General features: G+C 32.7%; 23 protein-coding genes and 2 pseudogenes. 11 read left to right on the top strand and 14 right to left on the bottom strand.

Going from position 1 to position 22,554, the window contains the following annotated elements; genetic code table 11:
* Positions 1-132: 132 nt before the first annotated feature.
* Positions 133-639 (bottom strand): annotated as a pseudogene (locus ACNQGO_RS13825) (transposase); the annotation flags it as partial.
* A gap of 173 nt (positions 640-812) precedes the next feature.
* Between ACNQGO_RS13825 and ACNQGO_RS13820 the strand changes: the two are divergent.
* The 6 genes from ACNQGO_RS13820 (at position 813) to ACNQGO_RS13795 (ending at position 5,433) form a co-directional block, all read left to right on the top strand.
* Positions 813-1,064, top strand: a complete 252-nt coding sequence (locus tag ACNQGO_RS13820) for a nicotinamide mononucleotide transporter (protein ID WP_417947956.1) — start codon at positions 813-815, stop codon at positions 1,062-1,064.
* Positions 1,065-1,554: 490 nt separating this feature from the next.
* Positions 1,555-2,232 carry an SDR family NAD(P)-dependent oxidoreductase gene (locus ACNQGO_RS13815; RefSeq protein WP_417985625.1) on the top strand — a complete coding sequence of 226 codons (678 nt, stop codon included), beginning with the start codon at positions 1,555-1,557 and terminating at the stop codon, positions 2,230-2,232.
* A gap of 469 nt (positions 2,233-2,701) precedes the next feature.
* On the top strand, positions 2,702-2,956 hold the full coding sequence (locus ACNQGO_RS13810; protein ID WP_417985624.1) for a type II toxin-antitoxin system Phd/YefM family antitoxin: 255 nt from the start codon (positions 2,702-2,704) through the stop codon (positions 2,954-2,956).
* 1 nt (position 2,957) lies between these two features.
* On the top strand, positions 2,958-3,215 hold the full coding sequence (locus tag ACNQGO_RS13805; protein ID WP_417947395.1) for a Txe/YoeB family addiction module toxin: 258 nt from the start codon (positions 2,958-2,960) through the stop codon (positions 3,213-3,215).
* 470 nt (positions 3,216-3,685) lie between these two features.
* Positions 3,686-4,423 (top strand): TIR domain-containing protein, encoded by a 738-nt coding sequence (locus ACNQGO_RS13800; RefSeq protein ID WP_417947393.1) that lies wholly within the window; start codon positions 3,686-3,688, stop codon positions 4,421-4,423.
* A gap of 464 nt (positions 4,424-4,887) precedes the next feature.
* Complete coding sequence (locus tag ACNQGO_RS13795; protein ID WP_417947391.1) at positions 4,888-5,433, top strand: hypothetical protein; 546 nt, start codon at positions 4,888-4,890, stop codon at positions 5,431-5,433.
* Between the two features lie 276 nt (positions 5,434-5,709).
* Here ACNQGO_RS13795 and ACNQGO_RS13790 read toward each other — a convergent pair.
* A pseudogene (locus tag ACNQGO_RS13790) lies at positions 5,710-6,396 on the bottom strand (IS91 family transposase); the annotation flags it as partial.
* Between the two features lie 60 nt (positions 6,397-6,456).
* Between ACNQGO_RS13790 and ACNQGO_RS13785 the strand changes: the two are divergent.
* Positions 6,457-7,737 (top strand): NAD(P)/FAD-dependent oxidoreductase, encoded by a 1,281-nt coding sequence (locus tag ACNQGO_RS13785; protein ID WP_417971923.1) that lies wholly within the window; start codon positions 6,457-6,459, stop codon positions 7,735-7,737.
* A 13-nt stretch (positions 7,738-7,750) separates the two neighbouring features.
* On the opposite strand, the gene ACNQGO_RS13780 is transcribed toward ACNQGO_RS13785, so the two are convergent.
* Entirely contained in the window at positions 7,751-8,980 is a 1,230-nt protein-coding gene (locus tag ACNQGO_RS13780) for a multidrug effflux MFS transporter (RefSeq protein WP_417985626.1), read from the bottom strand.
* Positions 8,981-9,094: 114 nt separating this feature from the next.
* Positions 9,095-9,814 (bottom strand): sulfite exporter TauE/SafE family protein, encoded by a 720-nt coding sequence (locus ACNQGO_RS13775; protein ID WP_309757471.1) that lies wholly within the window; start codon positions 9,812-9,814, stop codon positions 9,095-9,097.
* Positions 9,815-9,920: 106 nt separating this feature from the next.
* Between ACNQGO_RS13775 and ACNQGO_RS13770 the strand changes: the two genes are divergently transcribed.
* The gene (locus tag ACNQGO_RS13770) at positions 9,921-10,340 is read left to right on the top strand and encodes an Lrp/AsnC family transcriptional regulator (RefSeq protein ID WP_417985623.1); all 420 of its coding nucleotides are present in this window, start codon (positions 9,921-9,923) and stop codon (positions 10,338-10,340) included.
* A gap of 176 nt (positions 10,341-10,516) precedes the next feature.
* Here ACNQGO_RS13770 and ACNQGO_RS13765 read toward each other — a convergent pair whose 3' ends face one another.
* A complete protein-coding gene (locus tag ACNQGO_RS13765; RefSeq protein WP_417971919.1) occupies positions 10,517-11,023 on the bottom strand; it encodes a DUF2911 domain-containing protein in 507 nt (168 codons plus the stop codon).
* A gap of 178 nt (positions 11,024-11,201) precedes the next feature.
* Here ACNQGO_RS13765 and ACNQGO_RS13760 point away from each other — a divergent pair, with 178 nt between their 5' ends.
* Positions 11,202-13,118 carry a DUF294 nucleotidyltransferase-like domain-containing protein gene (locus ACNQGO_RS13760; protein WP_417971918.1) on the top strand — a complete coding sequence of 639 codons (1,917 nt, stop codon included), beginning with the start codon at positions 11,202-11,204 and terminating at the stop codon, positions 13,116-13,118.
* A 2-nt stretch (positions 13,119-13,120) separates the two neighbouring features.
* Positions 13,121-13,717 carry a 3'-5' exonuclease gene (locus ACNQGO_RS13755; RefSeq protein WP_309757479.1) on the top strand — a complete coding sequence of 199 codons (597 nt, stop codon included), beginning with the start codon at positions 13,121-13,123 and terminating at the stop codon, positions 13,715-13,717.
* An 8-nt stretch (positions 13,718-13,725) separates the two neighbouring features.
* Here ACNQGO_RS13755 and ACNQGO_RS13750 read toward each other — a convergent pair whose 3' ends face one another.
* From ACNQGO_RS13750 to ACNQGO_RS13715, 8 genes are read right to left on the bottom strand one after another with little or no spacing between them, the layout of a single operon-like run.
* Positions 13,726-14,217 (bottom strand): 4'-phosphopantetheinyl transferase family protein, encoded by a 492-nt coding sequence (locus ACNQGO_RS13750; RefSeq protein WP_417971916.1) that lies wholly within the window; start codon positions 14,215-14,217, stop codon positions 13,726-13,728.
* Positions 14,218-14,243: 26 nt separating this feature from the next.
* Positions 14,244-14,501, bottom strand: a complete 258-nt coding sequence (locus ACNQGO_RS13745) for an acyl carrier protein (protein WP_309757483.1) — start codon at positions 14,499-14,501, stop codon at positions 14,244-14,246.
* A 23-nt stretch (positions 14,502-14,524) separates the two neighbouring features.
* Positions 14,525-15,811, bottom strand: coding sequence for a beta-ketoacyl-[acyl-carrier-protein] synthase family protein (locus ACNQGO_RS13740; RefSeq protein ID WP_417971914.1), 1,287 nt, complete (start codon positions 15,809-15,811; stop codon positions 14,525-14,527).
* Positions 15,811-16,245, bottom strand: coding sequence for a 3-hydroxyacyl-ACP dehydratase FabZ family protein (locus tag ACNQGO_RS13735; protein WP_417971912.1), 435 nt, complete (start codon positions 16,243-16,245; stop codon positions 15,811-15,813). Before ACNQGO_RS13735 ends, ACNQGO_RS13740 begins: the two co-directional genes overlap by 1 nt.
* 3 nt (positions 16,246-16,248) lie before the next feature.
* Positions 16,249-16,887, bottom strand: a complete 639-nt coding sequence (locus ACNQGO_RS13730; protein WP_417977887.1) for a CatB-related O-acetyltransferase — start codon at positions 16,885-16,887, stop codon at positions 16,249-16,251.
* An 11-nt stretch (positions 16,888-16,898) separates the two neighbouring features.
* Entirely contained in the window at positions 16,899-17,951 is a 1,053-nt protein-coding gene (locus tag ACNQGO_RS13725) for a type III polyketide synthase (protein ID WP_309757500.1), read from the bottom strand.
* Positions 17,948-18,658 carry a methyltransferase domain-containing protein gene (locus ACNQGO_RS13720; RefSeq protein ID WP_417985622.1) on the bottom strand — a complete coding sequence of 237 codons (711 nt, stop codon included), beginning with the start codon at positions 18,656-18,658 and terminating at the stop codon, positions 17,948-17,950. The genes ACNQGO_RS13725 and ACNQGO_RS13720 overlap by 4 nt, the downstream gene beginning before the upstream one ends.
* A complete protein-coding gene (locus ACNQGO_RS13715) occupies positions 18,659-19,771 on the bottom strand; it encodes an NAD(P)/FAD-dependent oxidoreductase (RefSeq protein ID WP_417985621.1) in 1,113 nt (370 codons plus the stop codon).
* Positions 19,772-19,871: 100 nt separating this feature from the next.
* Between ACNQGO_RS13715 and ACNQGO_RS13710 the strand changes: the two genes are divergently transcribed.
* The gene (locus ACNQGO_RS13710; RefSeq protein ID WP_417971902.1) at positions 19,872-20,588 is read left to right on the top strand and encodes a hypothetical protein; all 717 of its coding nucleotides are present in this window, start codon (positions 19,872-19,874) and stop codon (positions 20,586-20,588) included.
* Positions 20,589-20,594: 6 nt separating this feature from the next.
* Here the strand turns inward: ACNQGO_RS13710 and acs are convergent, their stop codons facing one another.
* Complete coding sequence (gene acs, locus ACNQGO_RS13705) at positions 20,595-22,502, bottom strand: acetate--CoA ligase (RefSeq protein WP_417985620.1); 1,908 nt, start codon at positions 22,500-22,502, stop codon at positions 20,595-20,597.
* Between the last annotated feature and the right edge of the window lie 52 nt (positions 22,503-22,554).

Raw genomic sequence — 22,554 nt, 5'->3', positions numbered from 1 at the left:
AACAATTTCAGGTAATAATAATTTGATTAGCTCACTAAAAGAATCTTGCATTTGTATCTATTTTTAAAATACAAATATCGAAATTTAATATTTCCCCACAGGTTTTAGACTTGATCCGCCCTTACCCATAATTTAGCTTTTACAGGGAATGGAGTTTTGGCCACCGCCAATAAACCATCCCGACGCTTCGGGAGGCGGACCTCGCTTGTCAAAAACCGCTATCCGGTGTAAATTTCCCGTTTTACAACACGGACATTTAGGCAAAAAAGGCTTCTTTTCTACTTTTTCTAGCACTTTTACTTTGAGTTTCGCTTGTAAAAGCTTCAATTTTTGCCGTTTCCAGTTGCTGCTCAAAAAACCGTAATGACGGATCTTGACACCCGAGCCCATAGGGCGAACTGACGAAGTAAAACGTTTAGGCAAAATATGCAACGCAAAACGCCTAATAAATTCCTGATGCGTTAGTATCATCTTCTTTTTTGCACCTGCTACTCGATAATCTTTGTAATCAAAAGCCACATTTTGCCCGTCAATACTTTTAATTATCTGTTTGCTAATGGCGATTTTATGGGTGTAACGTCCCAAATATTCCACCACCGATTTGGGACTTCCAAAAGGTTTCTTAGCAAAAACAATCCATTTGAATACTAATAAATACGAAAAAACTTATTTTAATGCCAGTTTTTTTGCTATATTTGAGCATAATAAAACAGAAGTTTTTTTACATACTGATGTTACAGAGCATAGCTCAGCAGATTCCGGAGAATTCAAGAATTTAACGCAATTTTTAACTTACATTATTTTATAATTTTATGGCAAACATATTTGAATATTATTTAGTTGACTGGCTCGGAATATCACTAAGTCTTTTATCAGTTTATATGTTAGGTAATAAAAATAAATGGGGATTTATAATTTTTGCTATCTCAAATGTGGTATGGATTTTTCTAGGATTTGTTTTAATGAATAGTTTAGGCACAGCAATTGGAAATGCCGTATTTCTGGTAATCAATATTCGTGGATACATAAACTGGAAAAATTTACCTGAAGAAAAAAATTGTTGATTATTAGACATAGCTTATGAATTCGGATTTTAGTAAAAGATATTGTTTAATGAATTTTAGAATTTAATCTAAAAGCTTCTTTACTATTTTATATGTAGAAAACTCAAAATAAACATTGAGTCGAATTTATTTTGCCGAAAAAAAAAGAAATTTTAACTGAATTATTGATGCAAAAAAGTTTTGTAAAGAATTAAATTTAACTTTGATAAAAGTCAAAAAAGAATCTGTTTAAAGGTAGAAAATACTCAAAATAAGTCTTTGTATAAATTAAAGTATAGACCAAAATTAACACAAACTGACAAGTTTAACGCATATTGCTAAGCTCTGTAATAGCCACTACAAAGGGTTTAGGCATTTGGCTTAATGAAAAAATGGTCTTGTATTTAGTATTATTTGGCAAGTCCGAAAATAGGGCTTAATTTAGTTCCAAACCCGCTGTAGTGCCCGAACGTTGTGTGCGATATTCCCGAAAAAAAACTGAAAAATAAAAATGAATTTAAAAAATAAAATTGTATTAATTACTGGAGCAAATTCTGGAATAGGAAATGCGTTAGCGGAAAAATTAATTGCTGAAAATTATTTTGTAATTGGAACTTCTAGAAATGGAAAAATTGAAAATATTAAATCTGAAAACTTATTTGTCGTGGAATTGGATTTAACAAATCAAAAATCAATAGAAAATGCAAACTCAATTATTAGAACTAAATTTAACGGAATTGATATTTTGGTAAACAATGCTGGAATTGCGCCAGATTTGGATAGAACGGAACCAGATTTAGAAAGTTTGAGATTAACTTTTGAAACTAACGTTTTCGGACTTGTAAGTTTCAATGAAACAATTTTAGATTTAGTAAAAAAAAATGGGAAAATTTTAAATATTTCTTCAATTATGGCAACGTTTAACATAATATCCAAAATTGATTCAACCGCATACAGAATGTCGAAATCTGCATTGAATATGTACACAAAAACTTTGTCTGCAAGATTGAAAAACAGAAATATTGCTGTAAACTCAATTCATCCAGGTTGGGTAAATACAAAATTATCAACTGCAGGTGCGCCATTATCAACTGAATTTTCAGCAAACGGAATATTTAAACTTATAGAAACCGAAATGGGAACTGGAAATTTTTGGAACGCTGAATTACAAGAAAAAATGTTGTGGTAAAAAAAACACAGCACACAATAGCTAGGTTTTCGTTGCGTCCGCAGCAACGAACAATGAAACCAGTTGAATCCTCCACGGCGGACAAGCTGGAAATGGTCTCTGACATGAACTATGCACTTAGTTTAAAGTTTTACGAGAGAACAACAATAGGGCTTTATTCTTGTAAGTTTTTACTGCAAAACAGTGCTTAGAGCGATCAACATACTCAACAAAGGCATCTATATATCGCACCGGGTTATTAGAACTTATTGTATCTTCTAAACTTGAAAAACGCACTTGTTGACGTGAAATACCTATGATGTATTGCATGCTTAAAAATACGAAAAATCTTCTTTTAATACCTACTTTTTTTATATCTGAAGATAATCAAACGAGAGTCTTTTCAAAGACTGATGTTAGGAGTAATGATTTGACGAATATTGCGTAAAATAAAAATATTGTACATACATTTGTACAAATTATAATAATTATGGTACTAACTAATATTTCAGATTTCAGAAAAGATATTAAATCTTACTTTGATAGAGTAGCAATAAACTTTGAAACTCTAATTATAAATCGTGGAAAAGATTCAGGTATTGTTGTTATTTCACTTGAAGAATATAATTCACTAATTGCAACAAATTATGAATTATCAAACAGAACTAACGAAAGAAGGTTGGATTCTGCTATTGATAAATTTAAGAGTGGTAAGTCATTTTCTAATGACTTAATTGAGGAATAAAATGAAATATGTATTTGTTGATGAATCTTGGGAAGATTATTTGTATTGGCAAAAAATTGACAAGAAGAAAGTTAAAAAAATAAATGATCTACTCAAAGATATTTCAAGAAATCCTTTTGAAGGAATAGGAAAGCCAGAACCATTGAAATACAAGTATGCTGGCTTTTGGTCAAGAAGAATTGATGATGAACATAGATTAATTTACAGATTTATCGATGATCAAATCCAAATTTTGAAATGTAAACATCATTACGACTAATAGTACTAGCGCTAACAGCTAGAGATTTGTTGCGTGCGCTGCACTAACAATGAATAACCTGTTGAACAGCTTGTCCCGTTTTTACGGGAGAACCGGTCACTGGCAGGAACTATGCACTTATCATTAAGTTTTACGAGAGAATGACAAGAGGGGTTTCAGTCTTGAGTGTTTTTAAAGCAAAATTCAGTTTAGAGCTATCAACATACTCAACAAAGGAATCTATAAATCGCACCTGGTTATCGGGACTTATTGTATCTTCTAAATTTGAAAAACACAGTTGTTGACGTTAAATACCTATGATGTGTTGCATGCTTGAAAATACGAAAAATCTCCTTTTAATGCTAGTTTTTTATTATATTTGAGCATAATAAAACGGAAGTTTTTTCACAGACTGACGTTGGCAGATATTAACCCTCAGAAACTTAAAATTAAATGAAAGTAAAAGAATTAGAATTGCTCTCAGAAGCATTATGGGAAAGTGTAAAAAACGATTTAAAGTTTTCTCCTCAATACAAGTTTTTGTAAAAAAACTATCTGAAGTTGACTTCTCAGATTCTGCAAGTCTGATTGACATAAAAATGTTTTCTGATAAAATTGAAGAATTTTTTATTCGTTATAGACCAACGAACAGTCCTGGTGTATTATATTTTCCTCCTCCTCAAACTTCAACTAATAACACCACAGTTAAAAGAATTAACACTATTGTACAGCAACTTTGCTCATTAACAAAAGAAGAGTTAGATAAGGAATTTGAATTAATAAAACCTAAGCCACAATTAAAATCAAAGGGATTAGGCAAAATATTTATAGGACACGGAAGAAGTAAGCTTTGGGCTAGACTTCAAATTTTTTTAAAAGATGATTTAAATCTTCAAACATTAACTTTTGAAGATGAATCAAGAACAAGCGAAAGCATAGTTAATATATTGAATGAATTTTTAGATAATTCTTCAATGGCAATTTTGGTTATGACTGCAGAAGATGAAACTGCAGAAGGGAAATCAAGGGCTAGACAAAATGTCATTCACGAAGCAGGTTTATTTCAAGGGCGCTTGGGTTTTGATAAGGTAATTATATTAAAGCAAAATGAAATTGAAGAATTTTCAAATATTGCAGGTTTACAATATATACCTTTTTCAGGAGATAATATTGAACAATGTTTTTACGAGCTACAAAGAAAATTCAAAAAACTAGGACTGATTAAATAACATCTGCCAACAGATAAGGTTTCGTTGCGGCTGCAAGCCGAACAATGAAACCTGTGTTGAATCCTCCACGGCGGACAAGCTGGAACCGATTACATGCCGTCAACACTTATGGTGTTATCGTAAAGTTTAGAGAGAGAATTTCAAGAGGATTGCTTGTCCTCGTTTTTTATGCGGTAAAATCAAGATGGTTTTGATTGGAAAATATTCAATAAAACACTCGGGATTAGCCGAAGCGATTTTATCTTCTAAACTGCTGCTTTATAATTTTTACCGTGATTTTCCGGATATATGTTGACAACTTTTTAACCAAATTTTCCCGCTAATGTTTAAAATAAAATATTATATTTGGGATAAATAAAACGAGAGTTTTTAGACAAATTGACGTTACCGGCAATTAAAAAAAGTCCGAATAAACCGAAAGAGGACTATAATCGGAAGTAGGTAAAATATTAAATTTGAATTTTATGATTGTATGGTCAGGTAGAGGATTTCTTTCTATTATTGTATTATTAGTAACATTACTTTTGTGCGTTTCAATCTTTCCAACAGAAAACGCTGATTACGGATTTATTATCACAGCTTTTGTAACTGGTATTTTTAGCTGGTATTTTGGAACAAAATGGAATACTGAAAATGAAAGAATTTTAATTGATGAAAAAACAGGGCAACGATTAAAAATTAAAAATAATCACACTCTTTTTTGGATATCAATGCAATATTGGGGAATTATTTTCATTCTCCTAGGAATAGTAATTTTAATTCAAAATTTGGATAAAGATGGAATTGAACTTTATTTGAATATATTTTTAGGTCTATTAGGAATTGTATGTTTGGTTATTTTTAGCATAAAAATATTTAAAAATAGTATTGAAAATAAAGTCGAAACAGATGTTCAAACAAAATCGAATAGAACTAAAGTTGATATTGCAGCAACACCTAAATTTGAGAAAGTAGGAATGAAGGAAATTAAAACCGAAATAGAAGATCATAATCGATTTATCCCGAAATAAACAGCCGTCAACAGCAAGGGATTCGTTGCGTACGCATCGGTGAACGAACATCCGAGCGACTGGACGAAGTAATGAAATTCCTGTTGAATGCTCCGCGGCGTACAAGCTGGAACCGATTACATCCCGGCAACACTTATGGAGTTATCGTAAAGTATTGAAAGAAAATATCAAGAGGATTTAATGTCTTTTTTTTTTGCAGTAGTTTTAATTTAGTTTTTTGAGTGTTTTTCTTTCCCGAAGTTTCGGGATTAGGCACACGTGTCCTTACCCACAAAATTAGCTTTTACAGGGAATAGTGTTTTGGCTACTGCCAAGATACCATCCCGAGGCTTCGGGAGGCGGACCACGCTGGTCAAAAACCGCTATCCGATGTAAATTGCCCGCCTGTCCGCCGCGGAGGATACAACACGGACATTTAGGTAAAAAAGGCTTCTTTTCTACTTTTTCTAAAACTTTTACCTTCAGCTTTTCCTGTAAAGGCTTTAGTTTTTACCGTTTCCAGAGCCTGTCCCATTTTTACCGGATACTGCTCAAAAAACCATAATGACGGATTTTCACACCCGAGCCCAGAGGGCGAACTGACGAAGTAAAACGTTTAGGCAAAATATGCAACGCAAAACGCCTGATAAATTCCTGATGCGTCAGCGTCATTTGTTTTTTAACACTCGCTACTCGGTAATCCTTGTAATTAAAAGTTACGTTTTGCCCGTCGATGCTTTTGATTATCTTGTTGCTAATGGCGATTTTATGGGTATATCTTCCCAAATATTCCACCACCGATTTAGGACTTCCGAAAGGTTTCTTTGCAAATACAACTCAAGGTTTTTTCCATAAATCCTGCCTGATTTTTTCGTATTGGATAGGTGATTTCGCCTTGAGTTTGGCGCAATATTTAGCCCTAAAAACTTTCGACAAAGCTTTTACTGGGAACAAGAATTTGCCATCGGTTCTTGCGTTTTTAAATAGTGCATATTGTTATTTAAATTCGTACTTTTAGAATGATTATTTTATAAATATAAAAATATGGAAATTGTTATCATAGGGGGAGGATTCGCAGGATTAAACCTTGCAAAAGAGTTGCTAAATGAAAAAGGAATAACAGTAACGCTTGTTGACAAAAATAACTATAATTTCTTTGCGCCGTTAATCTATCAAGTAGGTACGGCATTTTTGGAACCGTCCAGCATTAGTTATCCTTTTCGAAAATTCTTTTCGGGTAAAAAAAATCTAAAATTTCGACTTGGTAATCTATTAAAAGTAAATCCTTTAGAGAACACCATAATCCTTCATAATGGTGAATTGAAATACGATCATTTGGTTTTTGCTACGGGTGCCGAAACGAGTTATTTTGGAATGGAAAACGTAAAGAAAAATGCAATTCCAATGAAAACGCTCAATGATGCAATTGTGATGCGCAATACTTTATTGAAAAATTTAGAAAAAGCGGCCATTTGCAAAGACATGCGGGAACGCAGAAAACTCCTAACTATTGTTGTGGCAGGAGGTGGCCCAACTGGCGTTGAAGTTTCGGGAATGTTTGCTGAGATGCGTAAAAATATTCTTTTGAAAGAATATCCAGAATTGAGTACTACCGCAAGCAATATTTATCTGGTTGATGGTGCCAATGCCGTTTTATCAACCATGAGCAAGGCTTCACAAGAGAATACACTTCAAGCACTAACTAAATTAGGGGTTGTTGTGAAATTAAACACGACCGTTGTCGATTATAAGGATGACATTGTGTATTTTGGTAATGGAGAAACCATTCAAACTAAAAATTTAATTTGGGCGGCTGGAGTTTCCGCCAAAGTTTTCGAAGGAATTCCTTTAGAAAGTTACGGACGTGGAAAAAGGATGGCCACAAACGCTTTTAATAAAGTAATATATACCGAAAATATTTTTGCAATAGGCGATACTTGTATTCAACAAACGGATATGGAGTTTCCTAACGGTCATCCGCAAGTGGCCCAAGTTGCAATTCAGCAAGGAATTAATTTAGCTGAAAATTTTAAGCGAATGAGTGCCAACAAATCATTAAAACCTTTTAAGTATAATGATAAAGGATCGATGGCTATTATTGGAAAAAATAAGGCTGTAGTTGATTTACCAAAACCAAAAATGCATTTCAAAGGATTTTTTGCGTGGATAATATGGTTGTTTATTCACCTGATTTCCTTGATAACATATCGCAACAGAGTCAAAACCTTTTTCAATTGGATGATAGCTTACTTTGCACAAGATCAATCGTTGCGTATGATTATCAGACCTGATAAAAAAGTAAAAACAGAACCTAAACAAGCGTAAACTAAAGCTATATTTAATGAACTGTCACTATTTCTTGATTTAGAGAGGTTGTGATGGTTTTTTTTATGTTTCGTTTTCCAAGAATCAAAATAATAAGTGCTAATACGGTTGAAACAGTCATAATTAAAACCATAGGCAACATCGAATTTTTAACAAAAACACCTACCGCAAAAGAAGCCAAAGCACCTAATCCCAATTGAATAGCACCCATTAATGCCGATGCACTTCCTGCATTTTTTGAAAATGGCGCTAGTGTGAGTCCAGCGGTATTGGGATTTGATATTCCTAAACAAGCTAGAAATAAAAATAACAGGGTAATGGTTTCATACAAACCTAAAAGTGAATTCATTGCCAAAGCAAGAAATAAAATGCTGACACAAGTTTGAACAATTAATGACCCAAAAATCATTTGTTCACTGCTGTACTTTTTCAACAAAAAAGAATTTAATTGACTCGCACCAATAAAACTCAATGACATAAAAGCGAATATCCAACCGTAGGTTTTGGCATCAACTTTAAAAATATCCATAAATAAAATAGGGGAGGCCGCCACATAGGTAAACAATCCAGAGAACGCAATTGAACCGGCAAAAGCATACGTATAAAATTGTGGTTCTTTGATGATGTTAAGGAAGTTTGTAATAATAGGTTTAGGTTTTAATGAAATAGAAGTATCCGGCTTGAAAGTAGTAGGTAAACCAATTTCAGCTGCCAAAAGAATTAAAATTCCCATGCACATCAGTATAAAAAAGACCACGTGCCAACCATAATATTCAGTGACATAACCTCCAACAGTTGGCGCTAACATTGGCGAAAGCCCTACAACCAGCATCAATAATGAAAACACTTTTGGAATATCTTTGACAGGAAATAAGTCTCGAACCATAGATACCGATGCAACGGTCGCTGCACAGCTGCCAATAGCTTGAATAAAACGTAATCCTATGAATGTATCGATATCGGTTACGAAAACACAACCTAATGAAGCTAGTATGTAAACTAATAATCCAATAAATAAGGGTTTCTTTCGTCCGAAACGGTCTAATAAAGGTCCATACAGTAATTGTCCTGCAGAAATTCCAATAAAATAACTCGACAATGTCATAGAAACATTTGCAACACTCGTATTCAAATCGTTGGCAATTCCTGCAAATCCTGGCAAATACATATCAATAGAGAAAGGACCGAGTGCAGTAAGTGAACCTAAAATTAGAATTAATTTAAAATATTTTGCTTTTGGCATTTCTGCAACTGTCATAAATTTTTTTTTAATTGGTGCAAAGGTAAAATTAAAAATACAAATCAGTTGTAGACTATATCAAATTAAAAAACTCAAAAAATAGAACGGTTAAATTCATTAATTTTTAAAAACCAATACCATACCAGAGAGAAATAAAAGCCCTAACATTATTCGCTTTAATATCATTTCATTTAATTTTAAATAGACTTTTTTGCCTAAAACCAAAGCCAATATAAAAAAAGGCAACACATAGAGTGAATTATACAATTGATCAACCGTTAATATACCTTCGAAAGCAAGAACTGGAATGCGCATAACTGTTATCAATCCCAATACTCCAAACATGGTGGCGCGCATGATCTTTACATCTGATGTTTCATTTTTTACAATTACCAAATACAATGGGCCTCCAGTTGAAAATACACCCGAGAAAAAACCACCTAGGAATCCAAAAAAGAACTTCATTTTGGATACAATTTGTATTTCTTTATTGGACAATATATTATGTAAAACAAAAAGTAAAATAAAGATTCCAAGACCTTTTTTTAATATAGTGGGTTGCCCGTACGATAAAACAATAATGCCAATTAAAAGACCAAAAAAAGAGGATAAAGCTAATTTTTTAAGCAGCGATTTGTCAATATATTTCCATTCTTTATAGACGTGAAAAGGAGTTGAAATCATATAAAAAATAGATAAATAACCAATTGCATCGGGTAGTGGCATTACAAACAGTAAAAAAGGTAAAGCGATTAAAGCTCCCGCAAAACCCGTTATTGTTTGAACGAAAAAACCAGTAAAAATTCCAATTGTAAGCAACACTATCATTGTATTCATTTTGCAAAATTAAAATAACATCCAATTATATTAAAACGTATTCAACGGATTTAATGTCGATATTCCATAATATAAATGTAATTTAGCTATAATTAAAATTTTATTTATGGTAGATATACTAGATTCAAAAATAATTGAAAATCTAAAAATCAATTCAAGAACTTCCTTTGTAGAAATAGGCAAGCAAATTGGTCTGTCGCCATCATCAGTTCGAGAACGCGTTCAAAAACTAGAAGATACTGAAGTTATAAAAGGATATACAGTTCAACTCAATACCAAAAAATTAGGTTTTGGACTTGAAGTATTTATTATGTTCAAATTATTCAGCGGCAAGCTTACAATTTTTTGTGATGATTTAGATCAGTTTCCAGAAATTAATGAAGTTTATAGAATTACAGGAACACATAATATTTTTATGAAAGTAGTTTTAATTGATCAACTGCATCTGCAACAATTCATCGATAGACTTTTGGTGTATGGAGAACCAACAACACATTTAATATTATCTAATTTAAAAGAATTGTAGTCAACCGTGATTATATGATATATATTCGAATTGGCTTTCTTTTGTGTATAAACCAAATTGAACTATAATTTATATTATGTAAAATAGAATTTATTGAAATTAAGATGAGTCATTAATTACATTTAATAAAAAAAGCATTACTTCTCAGTAATGCTTCTATCTATAAGAAATGTAAGTTATTTAATTGAGATTGGAATATTCCATTTTTCCCAACTTAGAACAACATTTTTCTTGTTGATTGTATACATCAATTTCTCTACAGCAACTTTAGCAACTTGCGGCTTAACCGTAACGCGCAATTGATCTTCTTTATCTTTGTACTTGTACGCGCCCCATTGTTTGGCTTCTTTATTAAAAATAATGATACATTCTTTTTCATTTGGAATCACAAAAAAAGAATATTTACCTGCCGGTAATTTAGCACCTTCAATAGATAGGTCTTTATCTGTTTCAAATGTTGTTGCATCATTTGCTCCTGCGCGCCATACTTGATTAAATGGTACTAATGCTCCCCAAATTGGCCTATTATTGACAGAAGGACTCCCATAATTAATAGTGATTGTAGCTTCATTAATTTTTCCCGTAGCAACTTCTTTACTACTGGTTGGTTTTCCTTGAGCAGCAATTAAATTCACAAGGAATAAAGCTATGAACGAAAAATGTATTTTTCTAATCGATTTCATAATGTAGATTTTAAATTCATTTATAAAAGTAAAACAAGAAGTAATTATTTCGCTATTAACCGATCTATTTTATGAAAAAATTAAGTTTTGTATAATTTAATTATTTTACAAGAGTATTGCCAACAAAAGTATTTTTAAAATTGTTATTTTTACCAACGATACATATCTATCTAAAATTATGAACACAATTGCGGAACATATTGCTGATTTCTTAAAAGGATATCCACCATTTAATCACTTAACATTTGGAGAATTATCTCAAATAGCTACTAATATTCGGGTCGTGAATTTAGAGAAAAATAAGACTTTATTCCAAATAAATGATATTTTGCACGATAGCTTTTATGTGGTTGCATCTGGTGTAATTAACTTAGCCGTTATATCTGATGCCGAGGAAACTTTATTGAACAAATGTACCGAAGGAGATATATTTGGATTACGCCCTTTTTTTGCTAAGAACAATTACATGATGACGGCTAAAGCACGAGAAGAAAGTGTCGTTTATGCCATTCCAATTGACACCTTCCGACCATTTGTTGTTAATAATTCAGATGTTTTAAACTTTTTATTGGAGAGTTTTGCTGTAAACACTAGAAATCCTAAGGATAAAGAAAATTTAGTTGGCAAATTAATTTCTGATAATGTTTTTTATTCTGACCAACAGTCTGAGATGCAATATTTTCAGTCATTAGCGTATAATCATTCTCCACTTACAGCGACAAGCACAGCAATAGTAAGAGAAGTTGCTCAATTAATGACTGAAACCTTAAAAAATAATGTTATTATTTGCGAAGCTAATTTTCCTATTGGAATAATTACAGATAGTGATATGCGTTCAAAAATTGCAACTGGACGATTTCCGCTAACTGCTTCAATAGACCAAATAATGTCTTCGCCCGTAATTACAGTTGTAGAGAATGTATCTTTGGCCGAAGCCCAATTGTTAATGTTAAAACACAATGTCACTCATTTATGTGTCACACAGGACGGTACTGATAAATCGGATTTAAAAGGTGTAATTTCAGAGCATGATTTAATTGCTGCACAAGCAAATAATCCTGGTGTATTGATCAAAGAAATCAAACGATCTCAAAATCCAAAGGAACTAAAACAAATACGCGAACGTTTAACAGATTTGATTCAGACTTCAATTTCCAAAAACATACCGCTATCACATGTATTCAATATTGCTAGTGAAATTAATTTAGCAATAATTAAACGCGCTGTAGAATTGTCAATATTAGATTTGGGCTCACCTCCTGCTCGTTTTGCTTGGTTAAGTATTGGTAGTCAAGGTCGAAAAGAACAATTACTTTTAACGGATCAAGATAGTATTTTAATTTTTGAAGATGTTGCCCCAGATAAATATAGAGAGGTAAAAGATTACTTTATAAAACTAGGGAAAAAGACAACAGCTGCGCTTGAAAAAATTGGTTTTGAATTTTGTCCAAACGGGCATATGGGAAGCAATATGCTTTGGTGTAAATCACTGACTGATTGGACTAAACAATACGACAGTTGGATGAATACTCCAGGAGAAAATAGTACTGATTTGAGTAGTATTTTCTTCGATTACGAAATCACTTTTGGTGAGCAACGAATAGAAGATGCCATTGGGAACGTTGTTTTTAAAAATGCAAAAAACAACACGCTATTCTTTGACTTTTTGGGCAATGATGCTTTGAGAAAAAATTCACCTCTAACTTTTTTCAAAAATTTCAATGTGGAAGAAGAAGGACCCGAAAAAGATAAATTTGATATAAAAACGCGCGGTTTAATGCCATTAATTGACGGAGCCCGACTGTTCACCTTAAGTTTTGATATTCGTGGCATAAATAATACATTCCAAAGATTCAAACAACTTGCCATTACGGATGCTAAGCATGCTGAAGTATATCTCAATTGTGCAGAAGCCTTTTTAATTTTATCAAAATTCAGAACTTTAGAAGGTTTAAAAAACGATAATTCAGGACAATTCATCAATTTAAATGAACTATCTAAAATTGATAAAGAAAAATTAAAAAATGCTTTGACACCCATGAAAGAGTTAGAAGAATTAATAAAAAATAAATTTCAACTTACGCAATTTTCATAATTATGTTAGACTGGTTAAAGAATATCAATAAAGAACATCCTGAATTTTGGAAAAATTATGTCTCTAAATTTGATAAAAAATCAACACGTTTTGTGGTTTTATCAACAGAAACTTCTGGAATGAATGTAGAAAAAGACGTGATTTTATCCATTGGTTCTTTTGCAGTAATCGATAACAGTATTGTCATTGGCGATAGTTTCGAAGCAGTGCTATTGCAATACAAATTCCTCCATGACAATGGACTTTCCAATGATTTTTTGGTTGAAAGTAAAATGAAAAAATTAGGCGAACCCGAGGCCATAACTTCTTTAATTGAATTTATAGGAAATTCAGTTTTGGTAGGACATCATATTGACTTTGATGTGGATATGATTAATGCTGCATTAGAAAGATTATCGTGCGGAAGATTGAAAAACGAGGCTTTAGATGTTGATATTATGCACCGAAAATTACATGACACCAATGATAAACAATTTTCACTCGACCAACTTTTTACAGCTTACAATATACCATTAAGTGAACGAAATTCTGCTGCCGAAGATGCATATAAAACTGCGTTGTTATTTTTAAAATTAAAATCAAGATTGGGGATTAAATAATTTTCAAGTCAATCCATTAATGTAACGCCTTCCCAAAACGCTCCGTGATGACTTATGGATACTGGCTTTACTGCAGTTGAGTGCTTACAAAACACAAAAGGTATTCCGTTCGTTTTTACAATAGCATCAGTACTATTTGGCTTCTCAACCCTCGAAAAGTCGTCTTTATTTGTTAAGGCAATAGTGTGTATACAAGCCGAAGAAATACTGGTTTTTGTAAAATAAAGCCTGCCTTTTATTGCAACTGAACCCGAATTTTCATCATCATAGTTGCATGCTATTTTTAAAGGAAAATACCCTCTAATTCCTGTTTCTCTATTGTAAATTTTATATGCAGCCTCCTTTCGCGACCATAAATTCCAAACCATTGTTTCTGGACTTATGGCAGAAGTAATAAGTAATTGTTCTTTTTGGGTAAAAATTTTATCTAAAAACCCTTTTCGTTGCCAATTGCTTTCTTTTTTTGCTACAGCTAAATCTACTACGTCATTTCCAATCATTTTTCATTGGTTTTTTCTGTAAATACTTAACTTTTACTAGCTAGCTTAGTATCGATAATTTCCAAAGCAGCCTTGACATTGACCATGCGCTCCATTGACTCATTGTCTATGACTATGTTATATTTTTCTTCAATATCCAAAATAACATCAACTAGATTAGCCGAATTAATTTTGAGGTCATTTATAAAATCGGTATCTTCTGTAAGTACTTCAAATGCTTCTTGATTTTGAATGTAAGGCTTTATAATACTTTTTAGTTCTTGAAGGGTTTGTTCTTTGTTCATTTTATTATTATTTGTGAATTTAATTATCGTTTAGCTGATGGAGAATATTTCTTAAAAATAACGCAGCCATTTACATCTCCAAAACCAAAACTGGCTTTGGCTGCGATTTGAATTTCTTTTTCTAATACTTGTTGTGGTATTTGTGATGCATCAATTAGTCCTAAAATTTCAGGATTTAAATCATTACAATTGGTATTCGGAAAAATAAATCCGTGATGCAATTGCAATACTGTGGCAACGCTTTCAATAGAGCCAGCACCTGATAAACAATGGCCTACCATTGATTTTAACGAGTTTATATAGGGGAACTCTTTACCTTTTCGGCCCAAGGCTTCACACCAATTCTGAATTTCTAAACTATCTTTTGTTGTGGCGGTCAAATGCCCGTTGATTGTGTCAATTTCAGTAGCGTCAACTCCTGCATTTTTCAAAGCATTTTGTATGCACTTTTGTACTGCAACCGGATTTGGGGCTGTCATTGTTCCTAAACCACGTTGTCCGCCCGAATTTACATTTCCACCCAAAACTTCGGCATAAATGGTTGCTCCACGGGCCAAAGCCGTTTCATAATCTTCTAAAACCATTGCACCTGCTCCACTGCCTGGTACGAAACCAGAAGCGCTTGCTGACATTGGTCTCGATCCTTGTTCTGGTGATTCATTATGTTTAAAAGTACATACTTTCATAGCATCAAAGCCACCCCAAATATAGGGTCCTGAATCACTTGTACTTCCTGCTAAAATACGTTTGGCTTGGCCTGATTTGATGCGTTCATATGCCATTAAAATACTTTCGGTTCCCGTTGTACAAGCTGACGAATTTGTGGTGACTTGATTTCCTAAACCTAATTTACCGCCCAAATAGGCACTTACACCACTATTCATGGTTTGTGCTACTGCAGTACTACCCAATCGTCTGGTTTGAAAATCATCAATTTTATAAATGCTTTCGCGAAATTTATCGATTCCAGAAGTACCAGTACCAAAAATAGTTCCGCTATCCCAATCGGGTTCTTCATATATCTCTAAAGATAATCCGGCATTTTTCCAAGCATCAATACCAGCTATTACACCATACAAAATCCCAGTAGAATTGAAATTACGCAACTCTAATTCAGAGAAATAGCGCAACGCAAATTCAGTAGAAATCTCAGGTTTTCCTGCAATTTGACATGAAAATTGTAGTCGTGCTAATTCTGGGTCGTGCTTGATTCCCGAAATTCCATTTTTGATAGCATGCGTAAAATCATCAAGTCCTACTCCATTTGGGGCAACAACTCCTAGACCTGTAATAACAACTCTTTTTTTCATTATTTAGAAAGTATCATTCCTGCAATTATTCCTGTACAAACCTCTACTCCTTGTTCATTTTTCATGATGACTTTACATTTTAATTTTCCGAATCTAAAGTATATTTTTTTTGAAATCACATTAACTTTTTCACTTGGAAAAACAGATTTTAAAAATTCAATATCTGTTGATGTTAAGGCAATTGATGTATTTTTATTCAAGTCATCATTTAATAAAAATATACCTAAACAAACCAACCCAATTTGTGCCATAACCTCTGTGAGGATTACTCCTGGAGTTACTGAATCGTCTTTAAAATGTCCCTTATAAAAGTCTAAATTTGGATCAAAAGTATAAGTTCCTTCTACCCCATTTTCATCAATTGCGATTATTTCGTCGACAAATAAAAACGGTTTAGAATACGGTAATTTTAAAATAATTTGCTCCTTGTTCATATCCTATCTCTTATTTGCAAATTTTTTCAAATCTTCAACAGTAGTACTAGTTAATAACTGCACATTTTCAGTGATTTTTTCTATGCTCCAATTCCACCATTGAATTTCTAGTAATAACTTTATATGTGTTTCTGAAAATCGTTTTCTAATGATTTTCGCTGGATTTCCACCTACAATTGTGTAAGGCTCTACATTTTTTACTACTGTGGCATTCGCAGCAATTATTGCACCATCACCAATTGTTACGCCGGCCATAATTGTGGCATTATATCCAATCCAAACATCATTACCAACGACAATATTCCCTTTATTTGGATATTCTTTGCCCTTCATAGCTTCTTGCCAGCCATTTCCAAATATAGAAAATGGATAACTTGAAATTGTATGTGTCAAGTGATTGGCCCCATTCATAATGAATTTTACATCGGAGGCAATCATGCAAAAATTTCCAATGATTAATTGATCATTATTAAAGTCAAATAGGTACTTTACATTTTTCTCAAAATTTGCAGTATCTTCAAAATCATCGTAATACGTGTAGTCACCTACAACTATATTTGGATTTTTTATGATATTCTTTAAAAAACAAAGCCGTTCATAGTTTTTTAAAGGATAAATATCTTCTTTATTTGGTCCTGTCATAAAAATATATTTTAAAACTGTAATAAAACTCTTTGCGCTGAAAAACCTGGACCAAAACTCAACATTAACCCTTTCTCCCCTTTCGTAGGCTGATTGTCCATTATTCGTTCTAAAACATATAACACTGTTGCACTGGACATATTGCCATACAATCGTAAAACCTCTTTTGTATCGTCTATATTTTTACCCAAACTCGAAAATAAACTTTCAACCGTTTGTACAATTTTTTTTCCACCAGGATGAAATATTAAGTGATCAATGTCTTCCATTTTTAAATTATTTTTTTCTAAAAATGGATGAATAATATCCGGAAAGTGAGACGCTATAGTTTCTGGAACTTCAATGTCCAGCACCATTTGCAAGCCCGAGTTGGTCAGTTTAAAACCCATCATGTGAATATTGTCATAAAAATGATACATTTCCTCGGCAAGTATTTCTGGCCCTTCATCGTCTTCATGTGAAGATAATAAAACACAAGCAGCTCCGTCACCAAAAATGGCGGCACTAACAATATTGGCCATAGAAAAGTCATCTAATTGAAAAGTTGCAGTTGGACTTTCAACAGCAATCACAGCAGCACGTTTTCCGGGATTGGCTTGCAAGAAATTTTTAGCGTAAATAATACCTGAAATTCCTGCCGCACAACCCATTTCAGTAACAGGAAGCCGCACTATATCTTGACGTAGTTGTAATGAATTAATCAAATAGGCATCTAGTGACGGAATCATAATTCCGGTGCAACTTACCGTGATGATGTAATCTAAATCTCTAGGGTTCCAATTGGCTTTTTGCAAGGCTTTTTCCAATACTTTTTCTCCTAAATCAATGACTTCACGAACATAAATATCGTTTCTTTCCTCAAATGAAGTTTTGGTAAACACTTCAATTGGATCCATAATGGAATACCGTTTATCAACTGCTGCACCTTCAAAAATTTTTTTTACTTTCCTGATAAATCGTTCGTCTTGTCCTATCAACCAGGTGTCTAAAAAAGGAAGAATTTCTTCGGTTGTTCTAGAATATTTTGGTAATTGTTTTGCTACGGTTTTGATTTTTACACTCATATTTTTGAAATTATCCATTGGTAGCGAAAAGCCCATTTCCAATGAATTTTATAGTTTTTAAAATTTAATTTTTTTGAAAATTGTAGCAATTCTTTTTTTTTAAAACCTCTTAAAATCGAGGTTAATCCATCTTCACGTGACATAGTATTTAATCGAAAGACAAAACATAATGCTTGAAATAATCGATAAGCAATTAGATTTCGATGCAAATCATTAATAACAATACCAGTAGCTGCATTGGTATAAAATACATCTAGCAAGTACATAATTTCATCATCGTTAAAGTGATGTAAAGTCAATGTACATAATAAGATATCATATTTTAACACCTTGAATTCTTTATCAAAAATATCTTCGCAGCGATACTTAATATTAGAATAATTTTCAGATAATTTTTGCGCATGCTTGACTGTAAAGTTATTAGCATCTATACCTATTAATTGAAATTTCAAATTGTTTTTTTTTCCAAAATCAGCTAGAGTTCGCAACATATCACCATTGCCACAACCCACGTCAACAATAACAATTTCTACTTTTTTAGATTGTTTAAGAAGTTCTTGTACTCCTTTTAAAGTTAACCGATTGCCACCTAAAAGCTGATTAATTTTGGCTATTTTATCTAAGGCATCTTTTAGTTCTTCTCCTTCGAGCTCAAAGTCATCCATAATTTCAGATGCGCTAGTTCTATGGGTTGTATTTATAGCCATTTATATAGGTTTACCATGTGTTTTTTTTATAATTATGGGCAATAGAGTCGGAAATATAATTAAAATTTTTAATACCGCTTGTGCTGTTTTTTCGTACTGCAATAGTTGTCCTAAAATACGTCCCATTTGCAATCTTTTTTTAAAATTTTTGTTCCAATCTTTTGAATATTTACTTTCTAAAGTACCTCGATCAATACTTTTTTCTAGAAAAAGTATTATATTTTCAGCTGCTAGTTTTGCACTGTGAATAGCCATTGCCATTCCGTTGCCGCACAAAGGATGAATCAATCCTGCGGTATCACCGATCATTAGAATATGATTTTCTACACATTTTTTTTTTTCGAATGAAACTTGACTAATAGTTAAGGGTTTTTCAAACTGTATGACGGCTTTTTTAAAAATATCTTTTAAATTCGGATTTTTACAAACTACATTTTCTTGATACTCTTCAATAGTTTTATGCAATTTAAAGGTTTCATAATTAGCGAGATAACAAATGTTCACTAGATTGCTTTCAACTTTAGAAACGCCACAATAACCACCTACAAAATGATGCAAACCAACAAGATCATCAGGAAAATCTACCCTGTAATGTGCTTTAACACCTAGCCAATGTGATTTTTTTTGAATAAAAGGCCGTTTAAACTTGATATCAAGATTGGATCTTTTCCCAAAGGCACCTACTACAATTGGAGCAGTGTACGTGTTTAAATTTGTGGTTATTTTAAATTTGCTATCCAAAAATTCGATATCAGAAACCGTTTCTTTTACAATTTGGCAACCACGACTAAGCGCTTCTTTAAATAAATACTGATCTAACTGATACCTACTAATCCCAAATCCGCCTAAAGGCAATGTGCTATTTAATGATTTTCCAGAAACAACTGAAAAGAATAGTTTATCAATATGTTTAGGACCCAACGACGGAATGTCGAGTCCCAATGATTTTAAATAAGGTAAAACTTCGTTGGAAATATATTCACCGCAAACTTTGTGCTTTGGGAATTCATTTTTTTCTATCACAATAACATCATAATTATTGTTTTTGAGATGAATGGCCGCAATAAGTCCGGCTAAACCACCACCAACAATAACTATAGAATCTTGTTTCATATTTTGTAAATTTAATAATTTACACTAACAAAATCTTTCTAAATTCTATAAAAAATTTACATATTTTTTGTAAAGAAAAATTAAAACGTTATGTTTGTTTATGAATGTAATCAAAACCAAGAGACTGTTATTATTAATCCCAATTGCATTACTAGCAACTTACTTTTGTGCCGGGATTTTTTTTGATCAAGCTCTAGTTATTTATATTAAGCCACTAATTATTCCAACCTTTATGCTGTATGCAGCAGCAAATAGTTTTAAGAAGCTTAACTTAATCTATATTTTATTTGTTCTTTTTTTTTATGTAAATGAAGTATTGCTATTATTCTATGAAAACTCTATACAATTTTTTAGAACTGCTATGGTAGCCTCATTTTTTTGCTATTCTGCGTTGCTTATTTTAGGATACAACTCGCTTAAAGAGAAAAAACTGTATACCTTACCTAAAGGATTTTCACTTATCATTTTTGGAATAAATTGTATTTTTTTATTGGTTGTCTTATACCTTCTAACATCAGCAGTTGGAGATATTTACCTCGAAATTATTATAGTTTTTAATGCTATAATAACCGTTTTTCTGGGTGCCACTGCGGTTATGTATTTAGCCAAATATGGAGATAAAAGGGCTTATTATTATTTTTTTGGCACTTTTGCCTTAATTTTTAACGATGTATTTGCTGCGATTGGAACGTATTTTATTGACCACATCGTTTTGAATACAATGGACAGAGTATTGCATTTTACATCTTTTTATTTAATCTATTTATTTTTAAATAAAAATAAGGTTGAAAATCTTTCAGCAGATCTTCAACCTTAAATTACTCTAAACCTTATTATTTTTTATTTCCTCAACAATTTCTGGATTTAAAAGGGTTGATATATCTCCAAAATTTGAATAATCTCCTTCGGCAATTTTTCTAAGAATACGCCTCATAATTTTTCCAGAACGTGTTTTTGGCAAACCACTAACAAACTGAATTTTATCTAACTTGGCAATTGGTCCAATATGATCTGAAATATGTTGATTGATTTCTTTACAAAGATTTTCTTTATTTCTAGTTTCTCCAGTTTCTTTTAGAATAACAAAGCCATACAAAGCATTTCCTTTAATGTCATGGGGGAAACCTACAATTGCAGATTCTGCCACCGCTGGATGTTCATTAATAGCATCTTCAATTGGTGCTGTTCCTAGATTATGTCCCGATACAATTACCACATCATCTACACGACCTGTAATCCTGTAATATCCTACTTCATCTCGCAAGGCTCCGTCACCAGTAAAATATTTACCTGGAAAAGCTGAAAAATAGGTGTCTTTATACCGCTGGTGATCCCCCCAAATAGTTCTGGCAATACCTGGCCATGGAAATTTAATGCATAAACTTCCAACGACTTGATTCCCTTCTATCTCATTTCGTTTTTCATCCATTAATACCGGTTGAATTCCTGGTAACGGTAAGGTTGCATACGTAGGTTTTGTTGGTGTTACGAATGCAATTGGCGAAATCATAATTCCACCTGTTTCAGTTTGCCACCACGTATCTACTACAGGACATTTTTTATCTCCAACGTGATCATTGTACCAGTGCCATGCTTCTTCATTGATGGGTTCACCAACTGATCCTATCACTTTAAGCGACTTTAACGGATGTTTTTGTACAAATTCTATATTTTCTTTTGCCAAAGCGCGAATAGCAGTTGGAGCAGTGTAAAACTGTGTAACTTTATGCTTTTCGATTACTTCCCAAAAACGACTATAATCAGGATACGAAGGGACACCTTCAAAAATAACTGTGGTAGCACCATTCAATAAAGGTCCATAAAGAATATACGAATGTCCAGTAATCCAACCAATATCAGCGGTACACCAAAAAACATCATTTTCTTCATAGTTAAATACATTCTTAAACGTATAAGCCGTGTACACCATATATCCTGCCGTAGTATGAACCATACCTTTTGGTTTTCCTGTAGAGCCAGAAGTATAAAGTATAAATAATGGATCTTCGGCATCCATTATTTCAGCTACATTATTATCCGATGCTTGATCTAATAACGGTTGTAACCATTGATCGCGACCGTCTAGCATCATGATATTAGAGTGAATTCTTTTGGCTACTAATACTTTCTCAACACAAGGACATTTTTCTAGTGCTTCATCTACGATTTCTTTTAGATCAATGGTTTTATTGCCGCGAAAGCCACCATCAGAAGTGATAACCATTTTGCATGAACTGTCATTAATTCTACTGGCAATTGCCGAGGCTGAAAATCCTGCAAAAACAACTGAATGTATGGCTCCAATTCTTGCACAAGCAAGTATAGAAACCGCTAGCTCAGGAATCATCGGTAAATAAATACACACTCGATCTCCTTTTTTTATACCTTGCTCACGCAATACGTTTGCCATTTTACAAACGCGTTGGTGCAATTCATTATAAGTTATATGTAATGCTGCTTCCGAAGGGTCATTTGGTTCAAAAACAATTGCAGTTTTTTCACCGCGTTTTGCAAGATGTCTATCAATACAATTTTTTACAATATTTACTTTGGCTTCGGTAAACCATTTAATTTCGGCCTCAGCCATATTAAACTCTACCACTTTATCCCATTGCTGGTACCAAGTAAAGTTTTCTTCTGCTATCTTACCCCAAAATTTTCTAGGTTCACGAACTGATTTATTATAATGTTTAAAGTATTGTTCTAGATTATCAATTTTGTAATAGCTCATGTTATAATTTTTTATAAAAGTATTAAATCTCTCGTGATTCTTAAAATTATTT

This window comes from Flavobacterium frigidum, from assembly GCF_048286735.1.
Lineage (GTDB): Bacteria > Bacteroidota > Bacteroidia > Flavobacteriales > Flavobacteriaceae > Flavobacterium.
This window is presented reverse-complemented; position numbering and strand designations above follow the sequence as displayed.

What these genes read in the sequence shown, in the direction of transcription:
- ACNQGO_RS13745 (WP_309757483.1), bottom strand. Translation starts at nt 14,501, where the DNA reads ATGAACAAAGAACAAACCCTTCAAGAACTAAAAAGTATTATAAAGCCT.
- ACNQGO_RS13720 (WP_417985622.1), bottom strand. Translation starts at nt 18,658, where the DNA reads ATGGCTATAAATACAACCCATAGAACTAGCGCATCTGAAATTATGGAT.
- ACNQGO_RS13750 (WP_417971916.1), bottom strand. Translation starts at nt 14,217, where the DNA reads ATGATTGGAAATGACGTAGTAGATTTAGCTGTAGCAAAAAAAGAAAGC.
- ACNQGO_RS13735 (WP_417971912.1), bottom strand. Translation starts at nt 16,245, where the DNA reads ATGAACAAGGAGCAAATTATTTTAAAATTACCGTATTCTAAACCGTTT.
- ACNQGO_RS13810 (WP_417985624.1), top strand. Translation starts at nt 2,702, where the DNA reads ATGGTACTAACTAATATTTCAGATTTCAGAAAAGATATTAAATCTTAC.
- ACNQGO_RS13715 (WP_417985621.1), bottom strand. Translation starts at nt 19,771, where the DNA reads ATGAAACAAGATTCTATAGTTATTGTTGGTGGTGGTTTAGCCGGACTT.
- ACNQGO_RS13710 (WP_417971902.1), top strand. Translation starts at nt 19,872, where the DNA reads ATGAATGTAATCAAAACCAAGAGACTGTTATTATTAATCCCAATTGCA.
- ACNQGO_RS13780 (WP_417985626.1), bottom strand. Translation starts at nt 8,980, where the DNA reads ATGCCAAAAGCAAAATATTTTAAATTAATTCTAATTTTAGGTTCACTT.
- ACNQGO_RS13805 (WP_417947395.1), top strand. Translation starts at nt 2,958, where the DNA reads ATGAAATATGTATTTGTTGATGAATCTTGGGAAGATTATTTGTATTGG.
- ACNQGO_RS13775 (WP_309757471.1), bottom strand. Translation starts at nt 9,814, where the DNA reads ATGAATACAATGATAGTGTTGCTTACAATTGGAATTTTTACTGGTTTT.
- ACNQGO_RS13730 (WP_417977887.1), bottom strand. Translation starts at nt 16,887, where the DNA reads ATGACAGGACCAAATAAAGAAGATATTTATCCTTTAAAAAACTATGAA.
- ACNQGO_RS13755 (WP_309757479.1), top strand. Translation starts at nt 13,121, where the DNA reads ATGTTAGACTGGTTAAAGAATATCAATAAAGAACATCCTGAATTTTGG.
- ACNQGO_RS13795 (WP_417947391.1), top strand. Translation starts at nt 4,888, where the DNA reads ATGATTGTATGGTCAGGTAGAGGATTTCTTTCTATTATTGTATTATTA.
- ACNQGO_RS13820 (WP_417947956.1), top strand. Translation starts at nt 813, where the DNA reads ATGGCAAACATATTTGAATATTATTTAGTTGACTGGCTCGGAATATCA.
- ACNQGO_RS13770 (WP_417985623.1), top strand. Translation starts at nt 9,921, where the DNA reads ATGGTAGATATACTAGATTCAAAAATAATTGAAAATCTAAAAATCAAT.
- ACNQGO_RS13800 (WP_417947393.1), top strand. Translation starts at nt 3,686, where the DNA reads ATGGGAAAGTGTAAAAAACGATTTAAAGTTTTCTCCTCAATACAAGTT.
- ACNQGO_RS13725 (WP_309757500.1), bottom strand. Translation starts at nt 17,951, where the DNA reads ATGAGTGTAAAAATCAAAACCGTAGCAAAACAATTACCAAAATATTCT.
- ACNQGO_RS13785 (WP_417971923.1), top strand. Translation starts at nt 6,457, where the DNA reads ATGGAAATTGTTATCATAGGGGGAGGATTCGCAGGATTAAACCTTGCA.
- ACNQGO_RS13740 (WP_417971914.1), bottom strand. Translation starts at nt 15,811, where the DNA reads ATGAAAAAAAGAGTTGTTATTACAGGTCTAGGAGTTGTTGCCCCAAAT.
- ACNQGO_RS13765 (WP_417971919.1), bottom strand. Translation starts at nt 11,023, where the DNA reads ATGAAATCGATTAGAAAAATACATTTTTCGTTCATAGCTTTATTCCTT.
- ACNQGO_RS13760 (WP_417971918.1), top strand. Translation starts at nt 11,202, where the DNA reads ATGAACACAATTGCGGAACATATTGCTGATTTCTTAAAAGGATATCCA.
- acs (WP_417985620.1), bottom strand. Translation starts at nt 22,502, where the DNA reads ATGAGCTATTACAAAATTGATAATCTAGAACAATACTTTAAACATTAT.
- ACNQGO_RS13815 (WP_417985625.1), top strand. Translation starts at nt 1,555, where the DNA reads ATGAATTTAAAAAATAAAATTGTATTAATTACTGGAGCAAATTCTGGA.